Genomic DNA, 20,710 nt, shown 5'->3' on the forward strand with positions numbered 1-20,710 from the left:
CATATTTCATAAATCTACCTTGCTAACTCGCTATCCCATCAATTTGTGTAATACTTTTATTTAGTCAATGTGGCTGTTTTTCATACGCCGTTAAATCTTTCCTCCTTTCACACTGACAATTATTTTGGTTCCACTAATGGACTGACAGAACCTGTAGAAGGATAACTTTATCATTTCTAAAGGGTGGCTAAGATGAATTTGCAAATTAAACAGAAGATGCTTTTAAGCTCTTTAATTCCTCTTGCACTGCTGATTTGTATCTGTGCTGTCGCAATCAATATGATGGGAAAAATTGAGCAAGGTGTGATTCGAATATATAACGACAGAGTTGTGCCATTAGAGGATTTGAAAATTATTGGTGACGATTATGCTGTGTATGTAATTGATGCTGTGAACAAAGCTAATGCTGGTGATTTTACGGCCCAGGAAGCAGCAACCGCGCTCAAAAATGCCAATAGCAACATCAGTACTCTTTGGGCCAAATACATGGCCACGGAATTAACGACAGAAGAGGCCTTATTAGCTAAACAGGCCAGTGCGATGTTTGGTCCTGCTGACAATCAAATAGAACAACTTATTAAAAAGCTGGATAATTTTTCTGGAAATATTAAAGGTCAGTTGGCTGACGAGATCATACCTTTATATCAAGTTATTGATCCGATTAGTGGAAAAATCTCTGAGTTAGTTGCTTTGCAAATTAGGGTGGCTGGTGATGAAAAACAAGCGGTTACTGATTCTGCAAGTGAGTCGGTTAAGTTATTTTTACTCCTCGCTATTTGCGCCATTATTGCCAGTGTTGTTTTAAGTGTTTGGGTAAAACGCAGTGTTATGACACCGATTATTGATATTCTTGGTAAATTAAAAATAATCAAAAGAGATTCAGATTTAACTTTGGTTTTTAAACCATTGAATAATGATGAGTTAGGTCAAATATCGAATGATTTAACAGGTGTAATTGAGCATTTAAGAAGTATTTTAGAGTCGATCTCTGAGGCTGCGGTTACGATTAATAGTTCGACAGAAAACCTTAATAACTTTACACGTGAAACGAATACAAGAATGCAAAATCAGCAATGTGAAACAGAGCAAACGGCTGCGGCAATGAATCAAATGACGGCGACTGTTGCTGAAGTGGCACAAAGTACTACCGCAGCCGCAGATTCAGCTAAAAATGCCGATATTCATGCTGCCAATGGCGACTTAATTGTGCAGCAATCAATACAAAGTATGTCTCTGCTTTCGTTGAAAATTCAAGAAACCTCTGAAGTCATATCGTTATTAGCGAGTGAGAGTTTAAATATTGGAAAAGTGTTGGATGTGATTAAAAGCATTGCTGAGCAAACCAATCTTCTGGCGTTAAATGCGGCTATTGAAGCCGCAAGGGCAGGAGAACAAGGCCGAGGATTTGCCGTTGTGGCTGATGAAGTGCGAACTTTGGCTAAGCGAACTCAGGAGTCTACATTGCAAATTGAAACTATGATTGATAGCTTGCAACAAGGCGTTAAAAAAGCAGTGGTTTCTATGGAGTCAGGCATGGCTCAAGTTGATGACGCTAATAAAAATACCAATTTAGCAGGAGATGCCTTAAAAGAAATTGTAGCTACAGTTGATAATATTACCGAATTAAATACCCATATCGCGACAGCTGCAGAAGAGCAATCTAGTGTCGCGGAAAGCATTAATCGCAGTATTATTACTATCAGCGATATTTCAAAACATTCAACTAAGGCGGCAGAGGAGTTGAGTTTTTCAGTTGATGAGCTATCAAAGTTAGCTAACGCTATGCGGACACAAGTTAGTACCTTTAAATTACAATGATTTAAATGCGACCCATTTAATCGAGTTTACCGCAATAAAAAAGAGCCATTAGTTTTCTAAGGCTCTTTTTTGTTTGCGATGCATGATTTACTAGGCTCGCATACACTTTTCACCGCGAGACAGGCCGACTACCCCTGATCGAGATACTTCTATCACTTTAGTCACCTCAGCAAGTGCACCAATAAAGGCATCAATCTTTTCACTTGGACCCGCCATTTGAATGGTATAGAGGCTTGCTGTTACATCTACAATCTGACCGCGAAAAATATCCGCTGTGCGTTTTATTTCCTCGCGTGTTTCACCTTGGGCTTTCACTTTTACAAGTGCGAGTTCGCGCTCGATGTGGGCCGCTTCAGTGATGTTGGCAACTTTTAAAATATCAATCAATTTATGCAGTTGCTTTTCAATTTGCTCTAGCACTTTTTCGTCGGCAATCACTGTGATATTTAAACGAGAAAGGGTGTTGTCCTCTGTTGGGGCAACCGTCAAGCTTTCAATGTTATAACCGCGCTGTGAAAACAAGCCGACAACGCGAGAAAGGGCACCGGGTTGGTTTTCAAGTAATACTGAAATAATACGACGCATTAGCTTTTCTCCGTTTTGCTTAACCACATTTCATTCATTGCTCCGCCTCGAATCAGCATTGGGTAGACATGTTCTGTTTCATCTACACTGATATCGACAAAAACTAAGCGGTCTTTCATTGCTAATGCTTCTGCTAATTTTGACTCTAATTCTTTAGGATCACTGATAGTCATACCCACATGGCCGTAAGCTTCGGCAATTTTGGCAAAGTTAGGTACCGAATCCATATAAGAGTGTGAGTGACGGCCAGAATAAATCATGTCTTGCCATTGCTTCACCATACCTAAGAAACGGTTGTTTAAGTTGATGATTTTTACAGGCGTATCATATTGAAGTGCGGTAGAAAGCTCTTGAATATTCATTTGAATTGAACCATCACCGGTAACGCATACAACCGTTTCTTCAGGAAACGCCATCTTAACGCCCATAGCGGCTGGCAAACCAAAGCCCATGGTGCCTAAACCGCCAGAATTTATCCAGCGACGGGGTTTATCAAAGGGGTAATATAGCGCTGCAAACATCTGGTGTTGGCCTACATCAGATGCCACATAAGCATCGCCATTTGTTAACTTATGTAGTGTTTCGATCACCTGCTGTGGCTTTATACGATCAGTGGTTCTATCAAACTCTAGGCACTTTTGTGCGCGCCAATCAGTAATGTCCTGCCACCAGGCATCTAATGCTGCGGTATCATTTTTTTCATCAGATTCAGCAAGCAACTCAAGCATAGTATCTAAGATATTGTCAGCTGAACCAACAATAGGTATATCGACTCTGACGGTTTTTGAAATGGAGGCAGGATCAATATCGATATGTAAAATGGTCGCATTTGGACAGTATTTTTCAACATTATTGGTGGTACGATCATCAAAACGAACCCCAATACCAAAAATAAGATCACAGTTATGCATAGCATTGTTGGCTTCAAATGTGCCATGCATGCCTAACATACCTAAACTTTGTCTATGCGTGCCAGGAAATGCACCTAAGCCCATTAATGTACAAATCACCGGAATATTAAGTTGTTCTGCAAGCGATAAAATTTGTTGATCGCATTCAGAAATAATTGCTCCACCGCCTACATAAAGCACAGGCTTTTTCGCGGTTAATAATGCTTGTAAACCACGACGTATTTGGCCTTTATGCCCTGTGGTTGTAGGATTATATGAACGCATTTTTACGCTTTCTGGATAGACGTAATCATGCAGAATATCTGGGTTTAAACAGTCTTTAGGTAAGTCTATAACAACAGGGCCCGGGCGGCCCGTCGAAGCAATGAAGAATGCTTTTTTGACAATTTCAGGTATATCAGCTGGATTTTTAACTAAAAAGCTGTGCTTGACGATAGGGCGTGAGATACCAATCATATCGCATTCTTGGAAAGCATCGTTACCAATCAGCGAACTCGGTACTTGACCGGATAATACTACCAGTGGAATAGAGTCCATGTAGGCTGTCGCAATACCTGTGATGGCATTGGTTGCTCCTGGGCCAGAGGTGACTAATACCACCCCAACCTTACCTGTGGCACGAGCATAACCATCGGCCATATGAACGGCTGCTTGCTCATGGCGAACTAAAATGTGTTCAACACCAGCAATTTTGTGGAGGGCATCATAGATATCTAAAACAGAACCACCGGGGTAACCAAAAATGTGGCTTACACCTTCATCTATTAAGGAGCGCACAATCATACTTGCGCCAGAAAGCTTTTCCATGAAATGAATCCTCTTAAGTTACCGTTATGGTAAACAGTATCTTGCATACAACGACGGTAATCGTTCTAAAAAATAAGTTTAAATGGTTATCTAAACTTGTTAAGGGCCTAAGTCGTGTCTTAGTGCCATTATCCGCTCAGGAGAACGCGATAGATTCATCATATGTAAATCAATATTTACTGCAAGTCTTTTATTTATTTTTTTAAACTATTTGAAAATAATTCATATTTAATCTAAAGAAATTGCAATCTAAGGCGATTTAAGCCGACCAAGTGACAACGTATAGGTTTTTTTTGTCATAAAAAAAGCCATTACTTTTATGTAATGGCTTGGTTATAAACAATAATACTGATTGTTTTAACATTAGTCCGTAAAGGTATGCGACTTACTTTGATAGTTTTGCAATGTTTGACACAACGCCACTATAACAATCGCAAAAAGCATTAAACTGGCAAATGGCACTGCGGTTCCAGTATAAAAGTAGGCTAATAATGGCCCAGCAGTGGCACCAAAACCAAATCTAAGTGTGCCAATGACCGCTGTTGCTGTGCCTGTCTCCTGCTTAAACTTCATGAGTACAATCGCATCGGCATTAACTGACATTATCCCTAACGCCCCCATGAGTGGGATAAGCATCATCACGGTAAAGTGATAACTTAAATCAAACACATTAACTAACACTAATCCGATGGCCGCCAGGGTGGCAAAAAAAGTACCTGCATGCAGCATACGTTTAGAGCCATAACGACTGACAATGCGTGAGTTAACTATGTTGGCTAACATTAGTGCGCCAACGTTGGAGCTAAATAAGATGGCAAACAGTGATTTATCTAATCCAAACACTTCCATGTAGATAAAAGGTGAAGCTGTGAGATAACAGAAAAAAGCAAAAGAAGTTAATACACCACTCGCAATATGCAGTTTTACCCCTTGGCGTGAAAATACCGTGTAGTAGGATCTAAAAAATGACTTTTGACTACGTTGAAGTTTGTCTGTGTCACTGGGCATTTTTAGTTTTAGCAGTATAAGCACTAACAGCAAGGCAGCATAAAAGCTCAATACAAAAAAGATTAAATGCCAATCGCCAAGTTCTAATATAAAGCTGCCAATGGTAGGGGCAATAAGAGGTGCTAACATCATAATTAAACTGACGTAAGACATGCCTTTAGCGGTATTTTCACCGTAAATTTCTTTGATGTACCCCGGAACAACGACCGTAGCAGCTGCACCAATAAACGCCTGTAAAAAACGCAGTACAAGAAATTGTTCAATGGTCTGTGTAAGTGCCAGCAATAAACTCACTACACTAAAACCAATTAAACCGATGATCACGAGTGGTCTTCTGCCAATTTTGTCAGCAATCGGTCCAAACGTTAGCATTCCCAAGGCATAACCCGCTAAGTAAATACTTAACGATTGCTGCACCATGGTGACATCAGTACCAAAACTCTTAGCCAGTGTCGACATTGCCGGTAAATACATATCAATAGCTAAAGGGGTGATGGCAACAATGGCTGCTAGCATCGGGATCAACATGGCTAAGTGCGGAAATGCACTTTGTGGCGTTATATTTTGAGAACGAGACACAAAAACCTCAAAGCTGAAAAATGTGATAATCCGTTGTAGGAAAACAAACGAGAAACGGCCAAGCATTTTATCGGCTTAGTCTAACACGCAATCGGGTTTGTTGATTTGAGATTTTGTAATCAAAAGTATCAATTTTTCTCATCGATGCAGGCAATTGTTTCACCTGTAAATCAAGATTAACACTTTGCTAGGGGGAAGAAATGATACCCTTTTGTATCGATTGACTGCTAATTGATGATTTCACTTTTTATTTGGTGGGGAGTATTCACGTCATTCATTAGAATGACACTAAACTGAATTTAATGATTTATCGTTAATATTGCAAAAATATTACATTTGAGTGGCTGTAATTTTTTTAATAAAAACCTATGATACCTTTTTGGCTTTGTTGACAAGGAAAGTGCTGTGTTGTCACGTTTGTATGAGTTTATGCCCGGTTTAAATACCCTCGTTAATTATGAGCGCAAGTGGTTTGCCGATGATATGAAGGCGGCGCTGTCTGTTGCAGCGGTGGCACTTCCTGTGGCGATTGCGTATGCACAGTTAACGGGTGTTAATGCTGCAGTTGGCTTGTACTCATGTGTGCTGCCAATGATGGTCTATGCGTTATTTGGTACCTCTAAGCAGCTAATAGTCGGCCCTGATGCCGCAACCTGTGCGGTCATCGCCGCCGTAGTGACCCCTCTTGCTGCAGGTGATAGTGTCAAACACTGGCAATTAGTGATGACCATGACAGCCATGACGGGCTTTTGGTGTTTAATTGCCAGCCGATTTAAGTTAGGTGTATTAGCCGATTTTTTATCAAAACCCATTTTAATGGGATTATTAAATGGTGTTGCCATTACCATTATTGTCGGTCAATTTTCAAAAATATTCGGTTTTACATTTGATGAACGTTATCTACTTGAGCGATTAGGTGGGGCACCGACATATTTATCGAAAACGCATATCCCGACATTGTTGATGGCGATTTTAACCGTCGGCGTTTATTTTGGCATGAAACGACTTAAACCGAGTTGGCCTGCCTCAATGTTTGCCATAGCCTTTGGGGCCATTTTAGTTTGGGTGTTTAATTTAGAGCAATTTGACGTAAAAACAATTGGTTCCGTCGCTGGTGGTTTGCCTTTGTTTCAAACGCCAGAGTTTAGTGTTGGTATAATACGTGAGTTGGTGATGCCTGCGCTTAACTTAGCGGTTGTCAGCTTTGTGAGCATGATGCTAACCGCGCGCAGTTTTGCTGCTAAAAATGGTTATGACATCGATGCCGACAAAGAGTTCAGGGCATTAGGTATTGCCAATATCGCATCAGCTTTGTCTCAAGGTTTTGCTGTGAGTGGTGCCGATTCTCGCACCGCCGTCAACGATGCTAACGGCGGGAAAACCCAGTTAGTTTCAATTGTTGCCGCGGCCATTATTGCAGTCATCGCCATTTTCTTAACTGCGCCACTTGAGTTTATTCCAAGTGCGGCATTAGGTGTTGTGTTAGTGATAGCATCGGTTCATTTATTAGATTTAAAAGCCGTTTGGCAACTCAGATTCAGAGACAGACAAGCCTTTTATTTAGCGTTAACAACCTTATTTGCCGTGTTATTCATCGGCGTTATTCCAGGCATTACCTTGGCGGTTTTACTGGGTTTATTCCAGTTTATCCGCACCGTTATGCGTCCAACCGATCAAGTGCTTGGGGTCGATTCGAAAGGTATTATCCGAAGCCTAGACAGTAGTGATAAAGCTAAACCTGTAGCGGGAATTTTCATCTATCGGTTTAATTCGCCACTGACGTATTTCAATTCGGGCTACTTTAAACGTCGTTTATTTGAGCAATATGCCAAGCAAAAAGGCGATATAAACTGTGTGATTATTGATGCCGTACCTTGTTTTACTCATTTAGATTTAAGCGTTATGGCAATGCTCGCGGATGTCGATGTCATCTTTAAAAAGCGCGGAATTAGATTGGAACTGGCAGGTCGTAAACGGCAACTATTGTCTTGGTTTGAACAGGCTGGAATGAAATCGGGTGATTCAGGGATTTATATTCGTTCAGATTTGTATTTAGCCTTAAAAATGAATCAAAGCAAACAAGCGGCAGATGATGTTCTTCACATGCAAGATGCGGAAGAAACAGATCAAGGTAAACAGGAACAAAAACAGCAGGTACTAAGCCATAGTCAGATTTAAGCTATAGTCAGATTTAACCATTAACGTAAATGGGGTCTTTCGTTTTTTGGAATAACTTCATTGCTGGCTAAGAGGCTAGCACTGTTGAATAAAAACGCTTGAGGTTGCTGGTACTTACAATATAAAGAAGGTTTTTTCTTAATAAGCCTTTTTGTTTAATATCTCTACGCGTCGATTGATTATATATTCATAGAGAATGGCTAGCTTAAGTTTATGATTTATAGAGGTTTAATATTAGTTGTCATCCGGTCGTTGTTGCACTAATATTCGCTTACTAAATGAGTTGTAAATCTCATTGGGAAGGTTGAGAGATAATCGATATTTCTCTTATTTATTTAGCAACACTACGCCTCCTCGAAATTCAGATTCAAAATCACTATTTGAGTCCTAAAGTAAAGTAAAAGCGTCGTCTCTTTGGATGTAGCATGTATGGTTTCGCAAGTAAGTGAAGCAGTGCTGGATGTGATCGCAGATGCGTTAGTCGATAAAGGGTACATTCTTTTATCAGATATCATTCCTGATTATGTCAGCTTAGCCTTGCTTGAAAAAATGCAGGCTTCGCATGATATTGATTTTAAATCTGCGGCTATTGGTCGTGGGATAGAGCAGCAAATTAATACTGAGATCCGCTCGGATAAAATTAGTTGGCTTGATAAGCAAGATCATACAGATAGGGAATACTTATCTATTATGGAACAGCTTAAAGATGGCATTAATCGACGTCTATTTATGGGACTATTTGATTATGAAAGTCATTATGCGGTTTACGAGCCTGGAGCGCATTATAAAAAGCACGTTGATGCATTAAAAGGTAGCCAAAATCGTATCTTAACAACGGTGTTCTTTTTAAATCCATTATGGCAACTAGAAGACGGTGGTCAGTTGGTTATATATGATGAATGTGATGTTGCTTTAGAGACAGTTCAACCTCAAATGGGCACCTTAGCGATATTTTTGAGTGAACGTTTTCCCCATGAAGTATTACCTACATTAAAAACCCGTAACAGTATTGCTGGCTGGTTTAGGGTTAGCCATGCCAATCATGGTTTCTAGTATCGACTAATTTACTGTTAATTAAACGCCACCCTTGTGGCGTTTTTACTTTACTGACCCTTCGCGATACAAAACATCGCAATTACCCGTTCATTTTCTCACTCAACATAAACTCCACACAGTGCTCCTCGCACTAAAGTGCTATTGATAAGAGATAATTCGTTTTAGGCTCGTTTAAACCCGTCCCGTAAAAGTCTCAAAGCATATTTGGTTAGCGTGCTAAAAGGCTTGTCGATTGACACTTTGTCATTGACTAAAATTAACCTCTTTACCTTACTTTACCTTCTCGTAACACCCGTTTACCTAGCGCTCTTTATACTGATTGTCAGTGACTGAATACTAACGGCTAACCCGCTCAGCGAGTAAACCAGTTAGCAGCTGTATCAACTATCGAAAACATAACCAGTTTTGCACTGTGTACGCTATCCATAGTACAGCATGATTTTCGATGTCGTCGCTTGAATTAGCTCTTCAACTTAAAGGATAAAAATATGTATATTGATATGAGTAAACAGCGCGCGTCATTGCTTCTAAGCATCTTATGCTTTGCCTGTATGACGGGGTGTGACAGTGGCAGCAGTGATGGCATTATTGCTGTGACAGAAAATAATAATCAAAATGGTAGCTCTGATACAGCAGCTTCATCATTGAATATCCTCTTAACACAAACGCCAGAGAGTCAAACACACGACCCTTATGCGGTGTTCACATTTACTGCAGAGGGCGCGCAAGCCTATGATTGTCTGCTTGATGAGCAGGTGATCAATGATTGCCAGAGTCCACTGTCTCTGATGCCATTAGATGAAGGTGCCATCAGCTGAGTATTGGCGCGCTTGATTCAGCAGGAAATCTAGGCTCTCAAGTTGTTTATAACTGGACAGTTTTACCTTTATTTACTTCTGTTGAAGGTATCGAAACTCATTCTGATTTGATTAAAACATCAATTCATCCTGACAGGGCAGAACCCAATAGTTGGCGAGGTATCTTCAGAATTAACTGTGATTTTGCTCATTCAAGTTATAACGATCCAATTGTATTTCCTTTGCAAGAAAATGCCGCACATTTGCATCGTTTTTATGGCAATACCTTAACCGACCACACCAGTACGGCGGCATCATTATTTATGCAAGGTGAGTCTAGTTGCCAGGGAAATAAATTAAACCTATCTTCCTATTGGTTGCCTGCTTTACTTGCGCCATCTTATGATCCTACAAATGGTGATAGGTTGATTGACTCGCAAGGCGAGCCTGCTTGGAAAGTTGTGCCAGCAGTCGTAGGAAACGATGATGAGGCGCATGAGATTTTTTATTATTCAGCTGGAGTCGATGATTTGGAATCGATCCAAACCATTCCTGTCGGGCTTAGAATTATTGCGGGGAATGCTATGTCACAACCAGGCCAAGAACAGGACACATCGATAGTACGCTGGCATTGTCAGTCATGGGGTTCTGATGATAGTAGCAACCCGCGTTTCAGTAGCAGTATTCCTGAGTGTTTAGCTCCCGATAGAGTACGGCTAGATATCTTTTTTCCGAGTTGTTGGAATGGTATTGATTTGGACTCTTTTGATCACAAAAGTCATATGACATACCCCGTCAATGAAGGTGGGCCGAATGGCAGTTATTGTCCAGCAAGTCACCCCGTCCCAATTGTTCGCCCAAGTTATCACTATGCATTTGGTGTTAAGCCTGATGTGTTTGAACCGCAAACTCAAAGTAGTCGAGGCTGGAAACTTGCGTCAGATATGTACAGCACCGCCGAACAAGCTGGTGGTATGTCATTGCATGGTGATTGGTTTAATGCATGGCATCCTCAAGCTATGCAGGCATTATTAGATAACTGTATTAAACAGGGGTTGGATTGTCATGATGGTAATCTCGCAAATGGTTTTCGGCTTTCGGGAACGCGTCCTGGTAGTCAATTTGAGCCCCAGATCATCAATGCTGGCTTAGGTTTTTAACTGCCTGTTACCCGTGTTTTCTTTGATGTGACAATTAATGTGGATGAAGCAGGTACAATTTCGATGTTTAATTAAGTGCTTACCTTTTGTTTTATTCAGGTTTATGATTAACTTCATTGAATATTTGGATGTAATACATTGAATAGGACTGGAAATGAGTATAAGAAAAACGTGGATTTTAGCTGCTTCATTCGTGTGTTTTAGCCAGAGTGTTAATGCTCAAGATGCTGCAGAAGCGGCTTTTACAAATGAAGTTATTCAGTGTGCAGCTTATTACCAAATTGCTTCAGAAGCCATTGGTGCGATGAATGCTCCACAGATGCAGGCCGTTGGCGAACGATTAAAAGTGTCAGCGTTGGATGCGACAACATTAGCCGAAAAATATCGCCCAGCGGCTCAAGTGGTAACCGATATAGCAGTAGAAAAAGACAAACAAAAAGCCAAGTTAGGTGGGTCAACTAATTTGGGGGCTTTAATGGGGCAATATAAAGATTTATGTAAAACAGTCGTTTATGAACCTCAAAAGCGTTTAGATTATTGGGCAATGGCTACCATGTAATGGCTTTTGTTTTTGGCATAAAAAACGCACTCCATGGGTGCGTTTTTTTATGGTTACAAACACGCTATAAAGATTAATTTTACAATGAATTTTCAATCATCTAAGCATCTTTAACTTTATTGGTTGTAGGTAACGGCGACAGAACTTAATTGGCTATGATCTCTAACCCATAATGCGCTGCTAAACGGGTGAGTATTTGTTGTTTTTTAAGTAAACCTACCCACTCAGATAACTCTTGCTTACTGATTGGTGCATTAGGATTTAACAAAATACCATGATGATATTGTTGGTCCCATTTTGTTGATACCAGTAGTTGCGGCGAAATTTCTGGATATTGCGATAAATAAAACTGCAAATAAGACCAAGTTACCGGAGCGATTTCTGCTCTGCCGCGTAATATACTGATGATCGACGCTTCGTTAGAGTTCACAAATTGAATATCGAATTGAGTTTTTAACTGTTGTGGTTCAGCTTGCCAATCAGCAAATTTGTAGTGATAGCCTTTGACTAAGCTGAGCGCTTTACCGCTAAAGTCCTCAAAATAAGCTTGGTCTATCGCTTTATCTTTTAATGAAATAAATAACTCACCATCATGAATATTTAATGGCACAAATTCATGTCTAATATTGCTCCAACCCCATACCGGGCTTTCAAACAGCATCATGTCATAGCGTTTCATTTCATAGGCTTTATAACGATTGGTTATGCTGGTTGCCACAAACTCAAATTGCACTTGTGATTGAATACCATTAAGCGCATTGACTAAATCGATAGACAAACCAGTATAACGCCCATCACTCAATTGAGTGACATAGGGAGAAAAGGGGTACCCAGCGACTTTAACTACCGGCTTATTTGGCTGTGCATTGACAGCAATAGACATAAAAAAAAGTAAACTTAACAACAGTCGATTCATCATATGGCTAGTTTGGGATTATTGTTTGTGTAACCAAAATGTAGCATAAAGGTTGGTGGATAAATACTCTAGATTAGCACTGATAAGCGACTTTACAATTTGAATCTATTTGAGGCTGGTTGATACCCAGACCATCGTGCTAGATAATATTGTGATTGTTGCATTGAATATCCAAGGCGAGAAAAATATGTGGTTCCAAAAGCGCATTCAGCTATCAGCTAAAAAACGAGGTTTTCACCTTATTGATAAAGAGTTACTGCAGCAGCTACCTGAATTGAAAACGCTTGAGATTGGTTTAGCCCACTTTTTTATTCAGCATACATCGGCTTCGTTAACGTTAAATGAAAATGCAGATCCCACAGTACGAGGCGATTTTGAGCGACATTTCAATGTCATGGTGCCTGAAAATGCCGCTTATTATCAGCATACCTATGAAGGCTCAGATGATATGCCTGCGCACCTAAAATCGACAATAATCGGGGCTGAATTAACCATACCTATTAGTCATGGTCGCCTTAATCTGGGAACCTGGCAGGGTATTTATTTATGTGAACATCGCGATAAAGCCTTTGAACGCACTATTATAGTGACGATAAATGGCCAATGACGATAACTAGGGTGTAAATCGGCTTTTTATTTCGAAGATCGAGCTTGTCTTGCTTGTGTGAGTGAAACGATTAGTGATAAATTTACTCCTTAGGCATAACAAAAGCACAATGTGTTTTTTATGTTGATGATTTAGAAATAAAAAAGCCTATTAATTCAGGATGAATGGCTAATAATAAAAAGGGTGGTTGAAGTTGATTTCAGTATATTTAGTAGATGATCACGAATTAGTTCGCACTGGGATCCGTCGCCTTTTAGAAGATGAACGCGGTATTAAAGTTGTTGGTGAAGCCCATGATGGTGAAACTGCTGTACAGTGGTCTCGTCATAATGAAGCTGATGTTATTTTAATGGATATGAATATGCCTGGAATGGGTGGCTTAGAGGCTACTCGTAAGATTTTACGCTATCAACCCGATGCGAAAATCATTGTGCTAACAGTACAAACAGAAGACCCATTTCCAACGAAAGTGATGCAAGCTGGCGCGTCGGGTTATTTAACTAAAGGTTCAACATCGCCTGAGGTTATTAGAGCCATAAGTCAAGTTTCACGTGGCCAACGCTACCTTTCACCTGAAATTGCCCAGCAGATGGCGTTAAGTCAATTTAACAGTTCTGATGAGAATCCTTTTAGCAATTTGTCTGAACGTGAGCTGCAGATCATGATGATGATCACCAATGGTGAAAAAGTGAATGACATTTCAGATAAGCTCAATTTAAGCCCTAAAACCGTCAATAGCTATCGTTACCGCCTATTTGCCAAATTAGGGATTAACGGTGATGTGGAATTAACCCGTTTAGCGATTCGTTACAAAATGCTCGACACAGGATCATTTTAATCAAGTTTTACCCCATGATGTTGCATTATTGCTTGATGGGGTTAAATCAATTTTCGTCACACTGTAAATCATTATGACTGAAGCGTTTCAAGCCAAATCATTTCTAAAAACAGTCACTTCAGCGCCAGGTGTTTATCGTATGTATGATAAACAAAATGAAGTGATTTATGTGGGTAAAGCAAAAGATCTTAAAAAACGTTTAACGTCGTATTTTCGTTCAAATTTACCCAATGTGAAAACCCAAGCATTGGTCAGCAACATTCACCATATTGATGTTACCGTCACCCACAGTGAAACCGATGCACTTATTCTTGAAAATGACTACATCAAGCAATACATGCCTAAATACAATGTATTGCTGCGTGATGATAAGTCCTACCCCTACATATTATTGAGTCATCATCAGCATCCTCGATTAGCATATCATCGCGGTACGAAACGTGAAAAAGGCCATTATTTCGGGCCTTACCCTAATGGCGGGGCGGTGCGTGAAAGTTTGAATTTGATGCAAAAATTGTTTCCCATTCGCCAATGTGATGATGTGTATTATAAATCTCGTTCACGCCCTTGTTTGCAATATCAATTATCACGCTGTAGCGCACCTTGTGTCGGTATTGTCTCGGATGAGGATTATCAAGAACAAGTTAAATTAGCAACGCTATTTTTACGGGGTAAAGATCAGCAAGTTATTAGTACATTAGTGGATAAAATGGAGCAAGCAGCCATTAACATGGCCTATGAACAGGCCGCGCAATATCGCGACCAAATTAGTGCATTGCGTAAAGTCAGTGAGCAACAAGAAGTCTCAAACGCGAAAGGCGATATGGACGTGATTGGGGTTCACTTTGCATCAGGTATCGCCTGTTTTCATTTGCTGTTTATTCGCGATGGTAAAATTTTTGGCAGTCGTAGCTATTATCCTAGCGTGCCGCTGGCCACTGAACTTGATGAAGTATTATCATCGTTTTTGGGACAGTTTTACTTAAATGCAGATGTGCAACGCACCATACCTAAAGAAGTTATTCTCAGCCATGAATTTGGTGGAATGGACATCACGGCGGCATCAATAGCACAAGCATTACAAAAGAAATTTTCGATTAAAACCCAAGTACGTGGTGAGCGCGCCAGTTTTTTACGTTTAGCCCTAACAAATGCCACCAACGCGGTTGCTACTAGGCTGTCGCATAAAAATACCATTGAGCAACGTTTTACTCTGCTAGAAGAAGCACTTGAGTTATCTTTTACGATTAATCGTATGGAATGTTTTGATATCAGCCATACCATGGGAGAAAGCACAGTTGCATCTTGCGTAGTCTTTAATCGTGATGGTCCACATAAAGCGGATTATCGTCGCTACAATATTACCGATATCACCGGTGGAGATGACTATGCCGCCATGGAGCAGGCCATAAGCCGTCGATTTGATAAAATTGATGACAGCGGTAAAGTGCCAGATATTTTGTTTATCGATGGTGGATTAGGTCAATTACGGATTGCACAGCGCATTGTGGATGACAAGTGTGCCCATTTAACGAAACAGCCACTGCTTGTTGGGGTGACGAAAGGTGAAGGGCGTAAAGCGGGGCTTGAAACCTTTGTGCTTGGCGGCGCTGAAGAAACCATAAATATCGCCAGTGACTCACCAGCATTTCACTTAATACTGCATATTCGAGACGAGTCACATCGTTTTGCTATTACCGGGCATCGTAATAAACGTCAGAAAACGCGCAATACCTCAACCTTAGAGTCGATTGATGGCATTGGCCCTAAAAGACGTAAAGCTTTGTTGCAACATTTAGGTGGATTGCAGGAAGTTAACAATGCCAGCGTAGCAGAATTGGCAAAAGTACCCGGAATTAGCTTAGAAATGGCACAAACGATCCATGACTCATTGCGAGGGGGCTAAAATTAAGGCAAGATTGGCGCTGCTTCTGAATAATTGGTCTATTTATGCCGTTTAATTTACCTATCGCATTAACACTATTTCGTTTAGTGCTACTGCCAGTATTTATATTTTTCTTTTATCTTCCTTACACTTGGGCGCCTTTTGCTGCAGCATTCGTATTTTGGTTAGCCGCGGTAACTGATGCTTTAGATGGCTATGCCGCAAGAAAACTTGGCCAACTAACCCGTTTTGGTGCGTTTTTAGATCCGGTTGCAGATAAAGTGATGGTTTCTACCGCCTTAGTGCTACTGGTTCAGCAGAATGATAATATTTATTTAACCTTAGCTGCGCTATTTATGATTGGCCGTGAGATTGTTATTTCTGCATTACGTGAATGGATGGCAGAGATAGGTAAACGTGGTGTTGTCGCCGTGTCATGGATCGGAAAATATAAAACCGCAGCGCAAATGGTTGCGATAGTCGGCTTAATTTGGCAGCCCACGCCATTCTTAACCGATGTGGCTTATGTATTGTTCTATGTGGCCGCTTTACTGACTTTTTGGTCGATGATAAGTTACATTTCAGCGGCTTGGAAAGATTTAACCGCGGAATAGCACATAAATACTTCAATAAGATTATTTAGTGCGCAAACGATAAGTTTTAATAAAAACAGCAATTGACACCGGGGATGAAATCGGTAAAATGCACCCCCGTAGACAAGAGACTAACAGCCATACAGCCTTGGTGCTTAAAGCGAGTTAATCACATTTACGCGACATTAGCTCAGTTGGTAGAGCGATACCTTGCCAAGGTATAGGTCATCGGTTCGAACCCGATATGTCGCTCCAAATCCTTATTTACATTGTGGCGCGATGGCAGAATGGCTATGCTGCGGATTGCAAATCCGTCGACCTCGGTTCGACTCCGGGTCGCGCCTCCACTAAATTGCGTTTAATGGCTTTGATATTAAAGCGGTTAAAACAACACTTTGCCCGAGTGGTGGAATCGGTAGACACAAGGGATTTAAAATCCCTCGCTGAATAAGCGTGCCAGTTCAAGTCTGGCCTCGGGTACCATTATTAAACTTGCTTGCAAGTGATGGATAAACAAGCCTCGACATTGCTTCGGGGCTTTTTTATGTCTGAAAAAACAAGGCAGATTTTTTTGATAAGTAGTTATTCTACAATCAAAAAATCTAACGCAGTTATCAGGTATTTTCACAAGCTAGAATGATCAGTTATTTATTACGATTGGTATTATTAACATCCCTCGCGCTCTTGATAAAAAAGGCGTGCCACTCTTTATCTACAAGAGTAAGTCTGGCCTCGGGTACCATTATTAAACTTGCTTGCAAGTGATGGATAAACCAGCCTCGACATTGCGTCGGGGCTTTTTTATGTCTGAAAAACACCTTGTTTTTTTACGAGGTACTGAATTATTAACATCCCTCGCGCTCTTGATAAAAAGGCGTGCCACTCTTTATCTACAAGAGTAAGTCTGGCTTCGGGTACCATTATTAAACTTGCTTGCAAGTGATGGATAAACCAGCCTCGACATTGCGTCGGGGCTTTTTTATGTCTGAATATTGTTATTTCCAGTTTTTTTCAAAAAAAAGCCTCAACAATCTGTTGAGGCTTTCGTGTGTGCGATAGTAACTATAACGTCATTAACTGCGGATAAAACTCATTATCCAATTGGGCTATTTGGGTTTGCTCGGTTAGCACCTCTGCCAAGATCTCGTGGCTGGTTAATGGGTTGGCTAACACCACTCTAAATACGGTTGTGTGCTGTCTTCGATACCTTGCAGGACGAATACGGGTACGTGATACGAATGACTTACCTTGTTCACGCTGATGCTTTTGAATGAACTGGGTTAAACCGTCTAAAAGCTCATTTATTCTGGCAACCAGAGTAAAGTTGTTGCTGGCAATCGCTTCAGCCAGCTTTAACTGTACTGAGTTAGGCACATATCGATAAGTGAGTAAGCACAACTCTGGATAAGTGACTAATTCAAACTCTGAATGTTGTTCAATTAACTCGGCAAAGTAACGGGCTTTTTCTAAGCTGTTATTTATCAGTATTTCATAGCCTTCACGGCCAATAATTTGTAGGCAAGCGTGGACTAGCATCGCCATGCCAGGGCGAGAGCCTTCAAGGGTTTGACTGCCTAAATCTTTTGACCCAACACGTAAAATATATTCCGCATGGTGCGCTATGGTATGGGCCAATTCAGGATCTTTAAACAACACCATGCCAGCACCCATAGGCACATACATTTGCTTGTGAGCGTCGATAGTCACCGAATCGGCTAATTCAATGCCTTTAAGTAAATGACGATATTTATTCGACAATAAACTTGCTCCGCCCCATGCAGCATCAACGTGGAAATGGCAATCAAGTTCTGCGGCGAGTGTGGCTAACTCACTGAGAGGATCAACACTACCGGTTTCAGTTGTACCCGCAACCCCAACAATAGCCATCACTTTAATGTTTTTTTGTTGTAGCGCTAATGCAGTATCACGCATCGCATTTACATCGACTTTGTTGTTTTCATCGGTAGCAATACTGACAATATTATCTCGGCCTATGCTGAGTAAATCGGCGGCTTTACCTAATGAATAGTGGCCCCGTTCAGAGACTAAAATTGCTAAATCATCATAACCATAATGACGTAGGGCTTTAAGCATGCCTTCTCGGCCTACACCTTTAAAGTCGCCATCGGCTTGAAGAACTCGATTACGAGCTATCCACAGCGCAGTGATGTTTGCCACAGTACCACCCGAGCAAAATGCCCCTAATGAGTGATTCGCACTGTGCATCCACTGCTGATAAAAATGGTCATTTTGGCCGTAGGTCAAATGGTGCATCATGCCTAATACTTGGCGTTCTAGCGGGGTAAAGGCTTTTGATGTTTCAATTTTGACTAAATTTTGATTCAAGCCCACCATCATTTTGGATAGGGGTAATACAAAATAGGGCAGTGCTGAGGTCATGTGACCAATAAAGCTTGGTGCTGAGGTATGCACTGAGTGAGCCACTAAGTTTTGCATGATTTCATCTGTGTAATCAGATACAAAACGTGGCGCTGCAGGAATTTCAAATGCTTGAAAATCTGTTTCAATTTCAGATAGGGGTTTTTCTAATGCGGCAATGCTGTTTCCCAAAAAACCAGCCAGATCTTGCGAAAGCTTTTGTTCAATGATGCTTAACGTTGAATTACTGTCTTCTGGCACAGTAAAAATGCGCAGTAAACTTTGCTCAGATGCATCAGCTTGACGGGGTGTATTTGAGGTCATTTAGGCTTGCCGTAATAATAAAAAGCGCCCCAATGAGTAAAGTGTATCTTAAATTACAACTTATACTCATTGGCGAAATAAGGGGGCTAACTTTACTTTATGGCTTAGTTTGCTTCAAGTTTTTATCGTCACAGAGCAAGTGTTAACTACTGCGTTTTTAATGGTAAGGATAAGTTTATTAAGGCGGCAACATTGGCTGAAGTGTTTGTAAGATTTATCGCGGCATCAGCCAACACCTGCTCTAATGGTGCAACGCCGGGAATAATAGCAAATATGGCTGTCATTCCTTGATTGATTATGGCATTGGCATTGTCACCTAAACTCCCCGCTATACCTATAACAGGTACATGGTATTGCTGCGCTGTTTGCAGCACACCCATTGGCGTTTTGCCAAATATTGTTTGGCCATCAATTCGGCCTTCGCCAGTAATCACCAGTGCCGCGCCTTTACATGCATCAGCTAATTCTACCGCATTTGCCACTAAGGCAACCCCAGGACTAAGTTTACCTTTTAAAAATGCCACTAAGGCAAAGCCCATACCACCCGCTGCCCCAGCCCCTGACATATTGTTAATCTGGTGATCGTTCCAATGTGGGCGAGCTATCGTAGCAAAGTGATTAAGTGCAGCATCAAGTTGGGTGACCATTTCGGCTGTCGCGCCTTTTTGCGGGCCAAAAATGGCAGAAGCGCCCATAGGGCCGCACAAGGGATTATCAACATCGCAGGCAATATCAAATTGGCAATCTTTAAGGTGTGGATGACATTGAGAATCCTCTATTGTCGCTAAATCAATTAACCCTGCGCCACCATGATCAATTGCCTCGCCCTGATGATTAAGCAATGAAAATCCCAAGGCTTTTAGCATGCCAGCCCCTGCATCATTAGTGGCGCTGCCGCCTAACCCGATAATGATGTGCCTGATCCCACGGTTTAATGCATCTTTGATTAGCTCTCCCGTACCATAGGAGCAGGTTATGAGCGGGTTGCGTTGATTACGCGCAACTAAGTGCAACCCCGAAGCCGCTGCCATTTCGATAACGGCTGTCTTATGACCATTGTGTGCAACACCTAAAATGCCATAAAAGGCAGGGACTATATTGCCCAAAGGCCCTTGAACATTTAAATGAATTATCTTGCCATCAGTTGCATCGACCATAGCTTGGACAGTACCCTCACCGCCATCGGCCATGGGGACTTTGCGATACTCAGCATCAGGAAACACTTGTTTAAACCCTTGTTCAATAGCTTCAGCAACTTCCATAGCGGATAAACTTTCTTTAAAAGAATCGGGGGCGATAACAATTTTCATATGGGTTCTCAATGCTGATTGACAATAACACTAGACTAAGACGATAAACGACAATCATAGCAGTAACGCCTTGTAATAAGCTGACTATGGTTTGTGCTCTATAATGCTCATTAATGAGTTGGAACATAAAAATGCTGTTTGATTGATAAATCAGGAATGCAGTTTATGAGCCTTTTCACAAATTGTATATGTGGACGATTAAAGCATTTAAATGGGGGTTTTGTTGGCAATATCAGCTGTTGAAAAAGTTTACAGTCTTTGATCGCAGGCTTTGGATAAAATTAATCCCCATGCTTTGCCCCTAAAGCTGCCAATTTATGCTAGTATAACCCGCTAATTTTTGTGCTTTTTTAATTAACATTACTCGTTAAATTGAATAAAACGACTCGTTTGATTAAGC

At 41.0% G+C, this 20,710-nt stretch carries 16 protein-coding genes and 3 tRNA genes; 13 read left to right on the forward strand and 6 right to left on the reverse strand.

The features are described 5' to 3' along the window. Positions 1-192: 192 nt before the first annotated feature. The gene (locus IEY03_RS15945; RefSeq protein ID WP_188843523.1) at positions 193-1,818 is read left to right on the forward strand and encodes a methyl-accepting chemotaxis protein; all 1,626 of its coding nucleotides are present in this window, start codon (positions 193-195) and stop codon (positions 1,816-1,818) included. Between the two features lie 90 nt (positions 1,819-1,908). Here IEY03_RS15945 and ilvN read toward each other — a convergent pair whose 3' ends face one another. From ilvN to IEY03_RS15960, 3 genes are all read right to left on the reverse strand, one after another. Beyond that, positions 1,909-2,403 carry an acetolactate synthase small subunit gene (gene ilvN / locus IEY03_RS15950; protein WP_188843524.1) on the reverse strand — a complete coding sequence of 165 codons (495 nt, stop codon included), beginning with the start codon at positions 2,401-2,403 and terminating at the stop codon, positions 1,909-1,911. After that, positions 2,403-4,121 carry an acetolactate synthase 3 large subunit gene (locus IEY03_RS15955; protein ID WP_188843525.1) on the reverse strand — a complete coding sequence of 573 codons (1,719 nt, stop codon included), beginning with the start codon at positions 4,119-4,121 and terminating at the stop codon, positions 2,403-2,405. The genes ilvN and IEY03_RS15955 overlap by 1 nt, the downstream gene beginning before the upstream one ends. 363 nt (positions 4,122-4,484) lie before the next feature. Beyond that, positions 4,485-5,657 carry a multidrug effflux MFS transporter gene (locus IEY03_RS15960; RefSeq protein ID WP_444544455.1) on the reverse strand — a complete coding sequence of 391 codons (1,173 nt, stop codon included), beginning with the start codon at positions 5,655-5,657 and terminating at the stop codon, positions 4,485-4,487. Between the two features lie 456 nt (positions 5,658-6,113). On the opposite strand from IEY03_RS15960, the gene IEY03_RS15965 reads away from it, so the two are divergent. The 5 genes from IEY03_RS15965 (at position 6,114) to IEY03_RS15980 (ending at position 11,458) form a co-directional block, all read left to right on the forward strand. Further along, positions 6,114-7,886, forward strand: a complete 1,773-nt coding sequence (locus IEY03_RS15965; RefSeq protein ID WP_188843526.1) for a SulP family inorganic anion transporter — start codon at positions 6,114-6,116, stop codon at positions 7,884-7,886. 429 nt (positions 7,887-8,315) lie between these two features. After that, positions 8,316-8,939, forward strand: a complete 624-nt coding sequence (locus IEY03_RS15970) for a 2OG-Fe(II) oxygenase (protein WP_188843527.1) — start codon at positions 8,316-8,318, stop codon at positions 8,937-8,939. A gap of 491 nt (positions 8,940-9,430) precedes the next feature. Further along, positions 9,431-9,760, forward strand: a complete 330-nt coding sequence (locus tag IEY03_RS17105) for a hypothetical protein (RefSeq protein WP_229778365.1) — start codon at positions 9,431-9,433, stop codon at positions 9,758-9,760. Between the two features lie 107 nt (positions 9,761-9,867). Next, entirely contained in the window at positions 9,868-10,899 is a 1,032-nt protein-coding gene (locus IEY03_RS15975; RefSeq protein ID WP_229778366.1) for a DUF1996 domain-containing protein, read from the forward strand. A gap of 154 nt (positions 10,900-11,053) precedes the next feature. After that, positions 11,054-11,458 carry a hypothetical protein gene (locus IEY03_RS15980; RefSeq protein WP_188843528.1) on the forward strand — a complete coding sequence of 135 codons (405 nt, stop codon included), beginning with the start codon at positions 11,054-11,056 and terminating at the stop codon, positions 11,456-11,458. Between the two features lie 145 nt (positions 11,459-11,603). Here the strand turns inward: IEY03_RS15980 and IEY03_RS15985 are convergent, their stop codons facing one another. Continuing rightward, positions 11,604-12,341 carry a substrate-binding periplasmic protein gene (locus tag IEY03_RS15985; protein WP_229778367.1) on the reverse strand — a complete coding sequence of 246 codons (738 nt, stop codon included), beginning with the start codon at positions 12,339-12,341 and terminating at the stop codon, positions 11,604-11,606. A gap of 220 nt (positions 12,342-12,561) precedes the next feature. On the opposite strand from IEY03_RS15985, the gene IEY03_RS15990 reads away from it, so the two are divergent. The 7 genes from IEY03_RS15990 (at position 12,562) to IEY03_RS16020 (ending at position 16,780) form a co-directional block, all read left to right on the forward strand. Continuing rightward, the gene (locus IEY03_RS15990) at positions 12,562-12,981 is read left to right on the forward strand and encodes a secondary thiamine-phosphate synthase enzyme YjbQ (RefSeq protein ID WP_188843566.1); all 420 of its coding nucleotides are present in this window, start codon (positions 12,562-12,564) and stop codon (positions 12,979-12,981) included. 193 nt (positions 12,982-13,174) lie between these two features. Beyond that, on the forward strand, positions 13,175-13,819 hold the full coding sequence (gene uvrY / locus IEY03_RS15995; protein WP_188843530.1) for a UvrY/SirA/GacA family response regulator transcription factor: 645 nt from the start codon (positions 13,175-13,177) through the stop codon (positions 13,817-13,819). A gap of 73 nt (positions 13,820-13,892) precedes the next feature. Beyond that, positions 13,893-15,725, forward strand: a complete 1,833-nt coding sequence (gene uvrC / locus IEY03_RS16000; protein ID WP_188843532.1) for an excinuclease ABC subunit UvrC — start codon at positions 13,893-13,895, stop codon at positions 15,723-15,725. A gap of 44 nt (positions 15,726-15,769) precedes the next feature. Next, complete coding sequence (gene pgsA, locus IEY03_RS16005) at positions 15,770-16,318, forward strand: CDP-diacylglycerol--glycerol-3-phosphate 3-phosphatidyltransferase (protein ID WP_188843533.1); 549 nt, start codon at positions 15,770-15,772, stop codon at positions 16,316-16,318. Positions 16,319-16,476: 158 nt separating this feature from the next. Further along, positions 16,477-16,552 (forward strand) — tRNA-Gly (locus IEY03_RS16010). Positions 16,553-16,570: 18 nt separating this feature from the next. Beyond that, positions 16,571-16,644, forward strand: a tRNA-Cys gene (locus IEY03_RS16015). A gap of 50 nt (positions 16,645-16,694) precedes the next feature. Further along, positions 16,695-16,780, forward strand: a tRNA-Leu gene (locus IEY03_RS16020). Between the two features lie 579 nt (positions 16,781-17,359). On the opposite strand, the gene panP is transcribed toward IEY03_RS16020, so the two are convergent. After that, positions 17,360-19,000 carry a pyridoxal-dependent aspartate 1-decarboxylase PanP gene (gene panP, locus IEY03_RS16025; RefSeq protein ID WP_188843535.1) on the reverse strand — a complete coding sequence of 547 codons (1,641 nt, stop codon included), beginning with the start codon at positions 18,998-19,000 and terminating at the stop codon, positions 17,360-17,362. A 146-nt stretch (positions 19,001-19,146) separates the two neighbouring features. Then, on the reverse strand, positions 19,147-20,310 hold the full coding sequence (locus IEY03_RS16030; RefSeq protein ID WP_188843537.1) for a glycerate kinase: 1,164 nt from the start codon (positions 20,308-20,310) through the stop codon (positions 19,147-19,149). Positions 20,311-20,710 lie beyond the last annotated feature (400 nt).

It is taken from the genome of Shewanella aestuarii (assembly GCF_014647215.1).
Lineage (GTDB): Bacteria > Pseudomonadota > Gammaproteobacteria > Enterobacterales > Shewanellaceae > Shewanella > Shewanella aestuarii.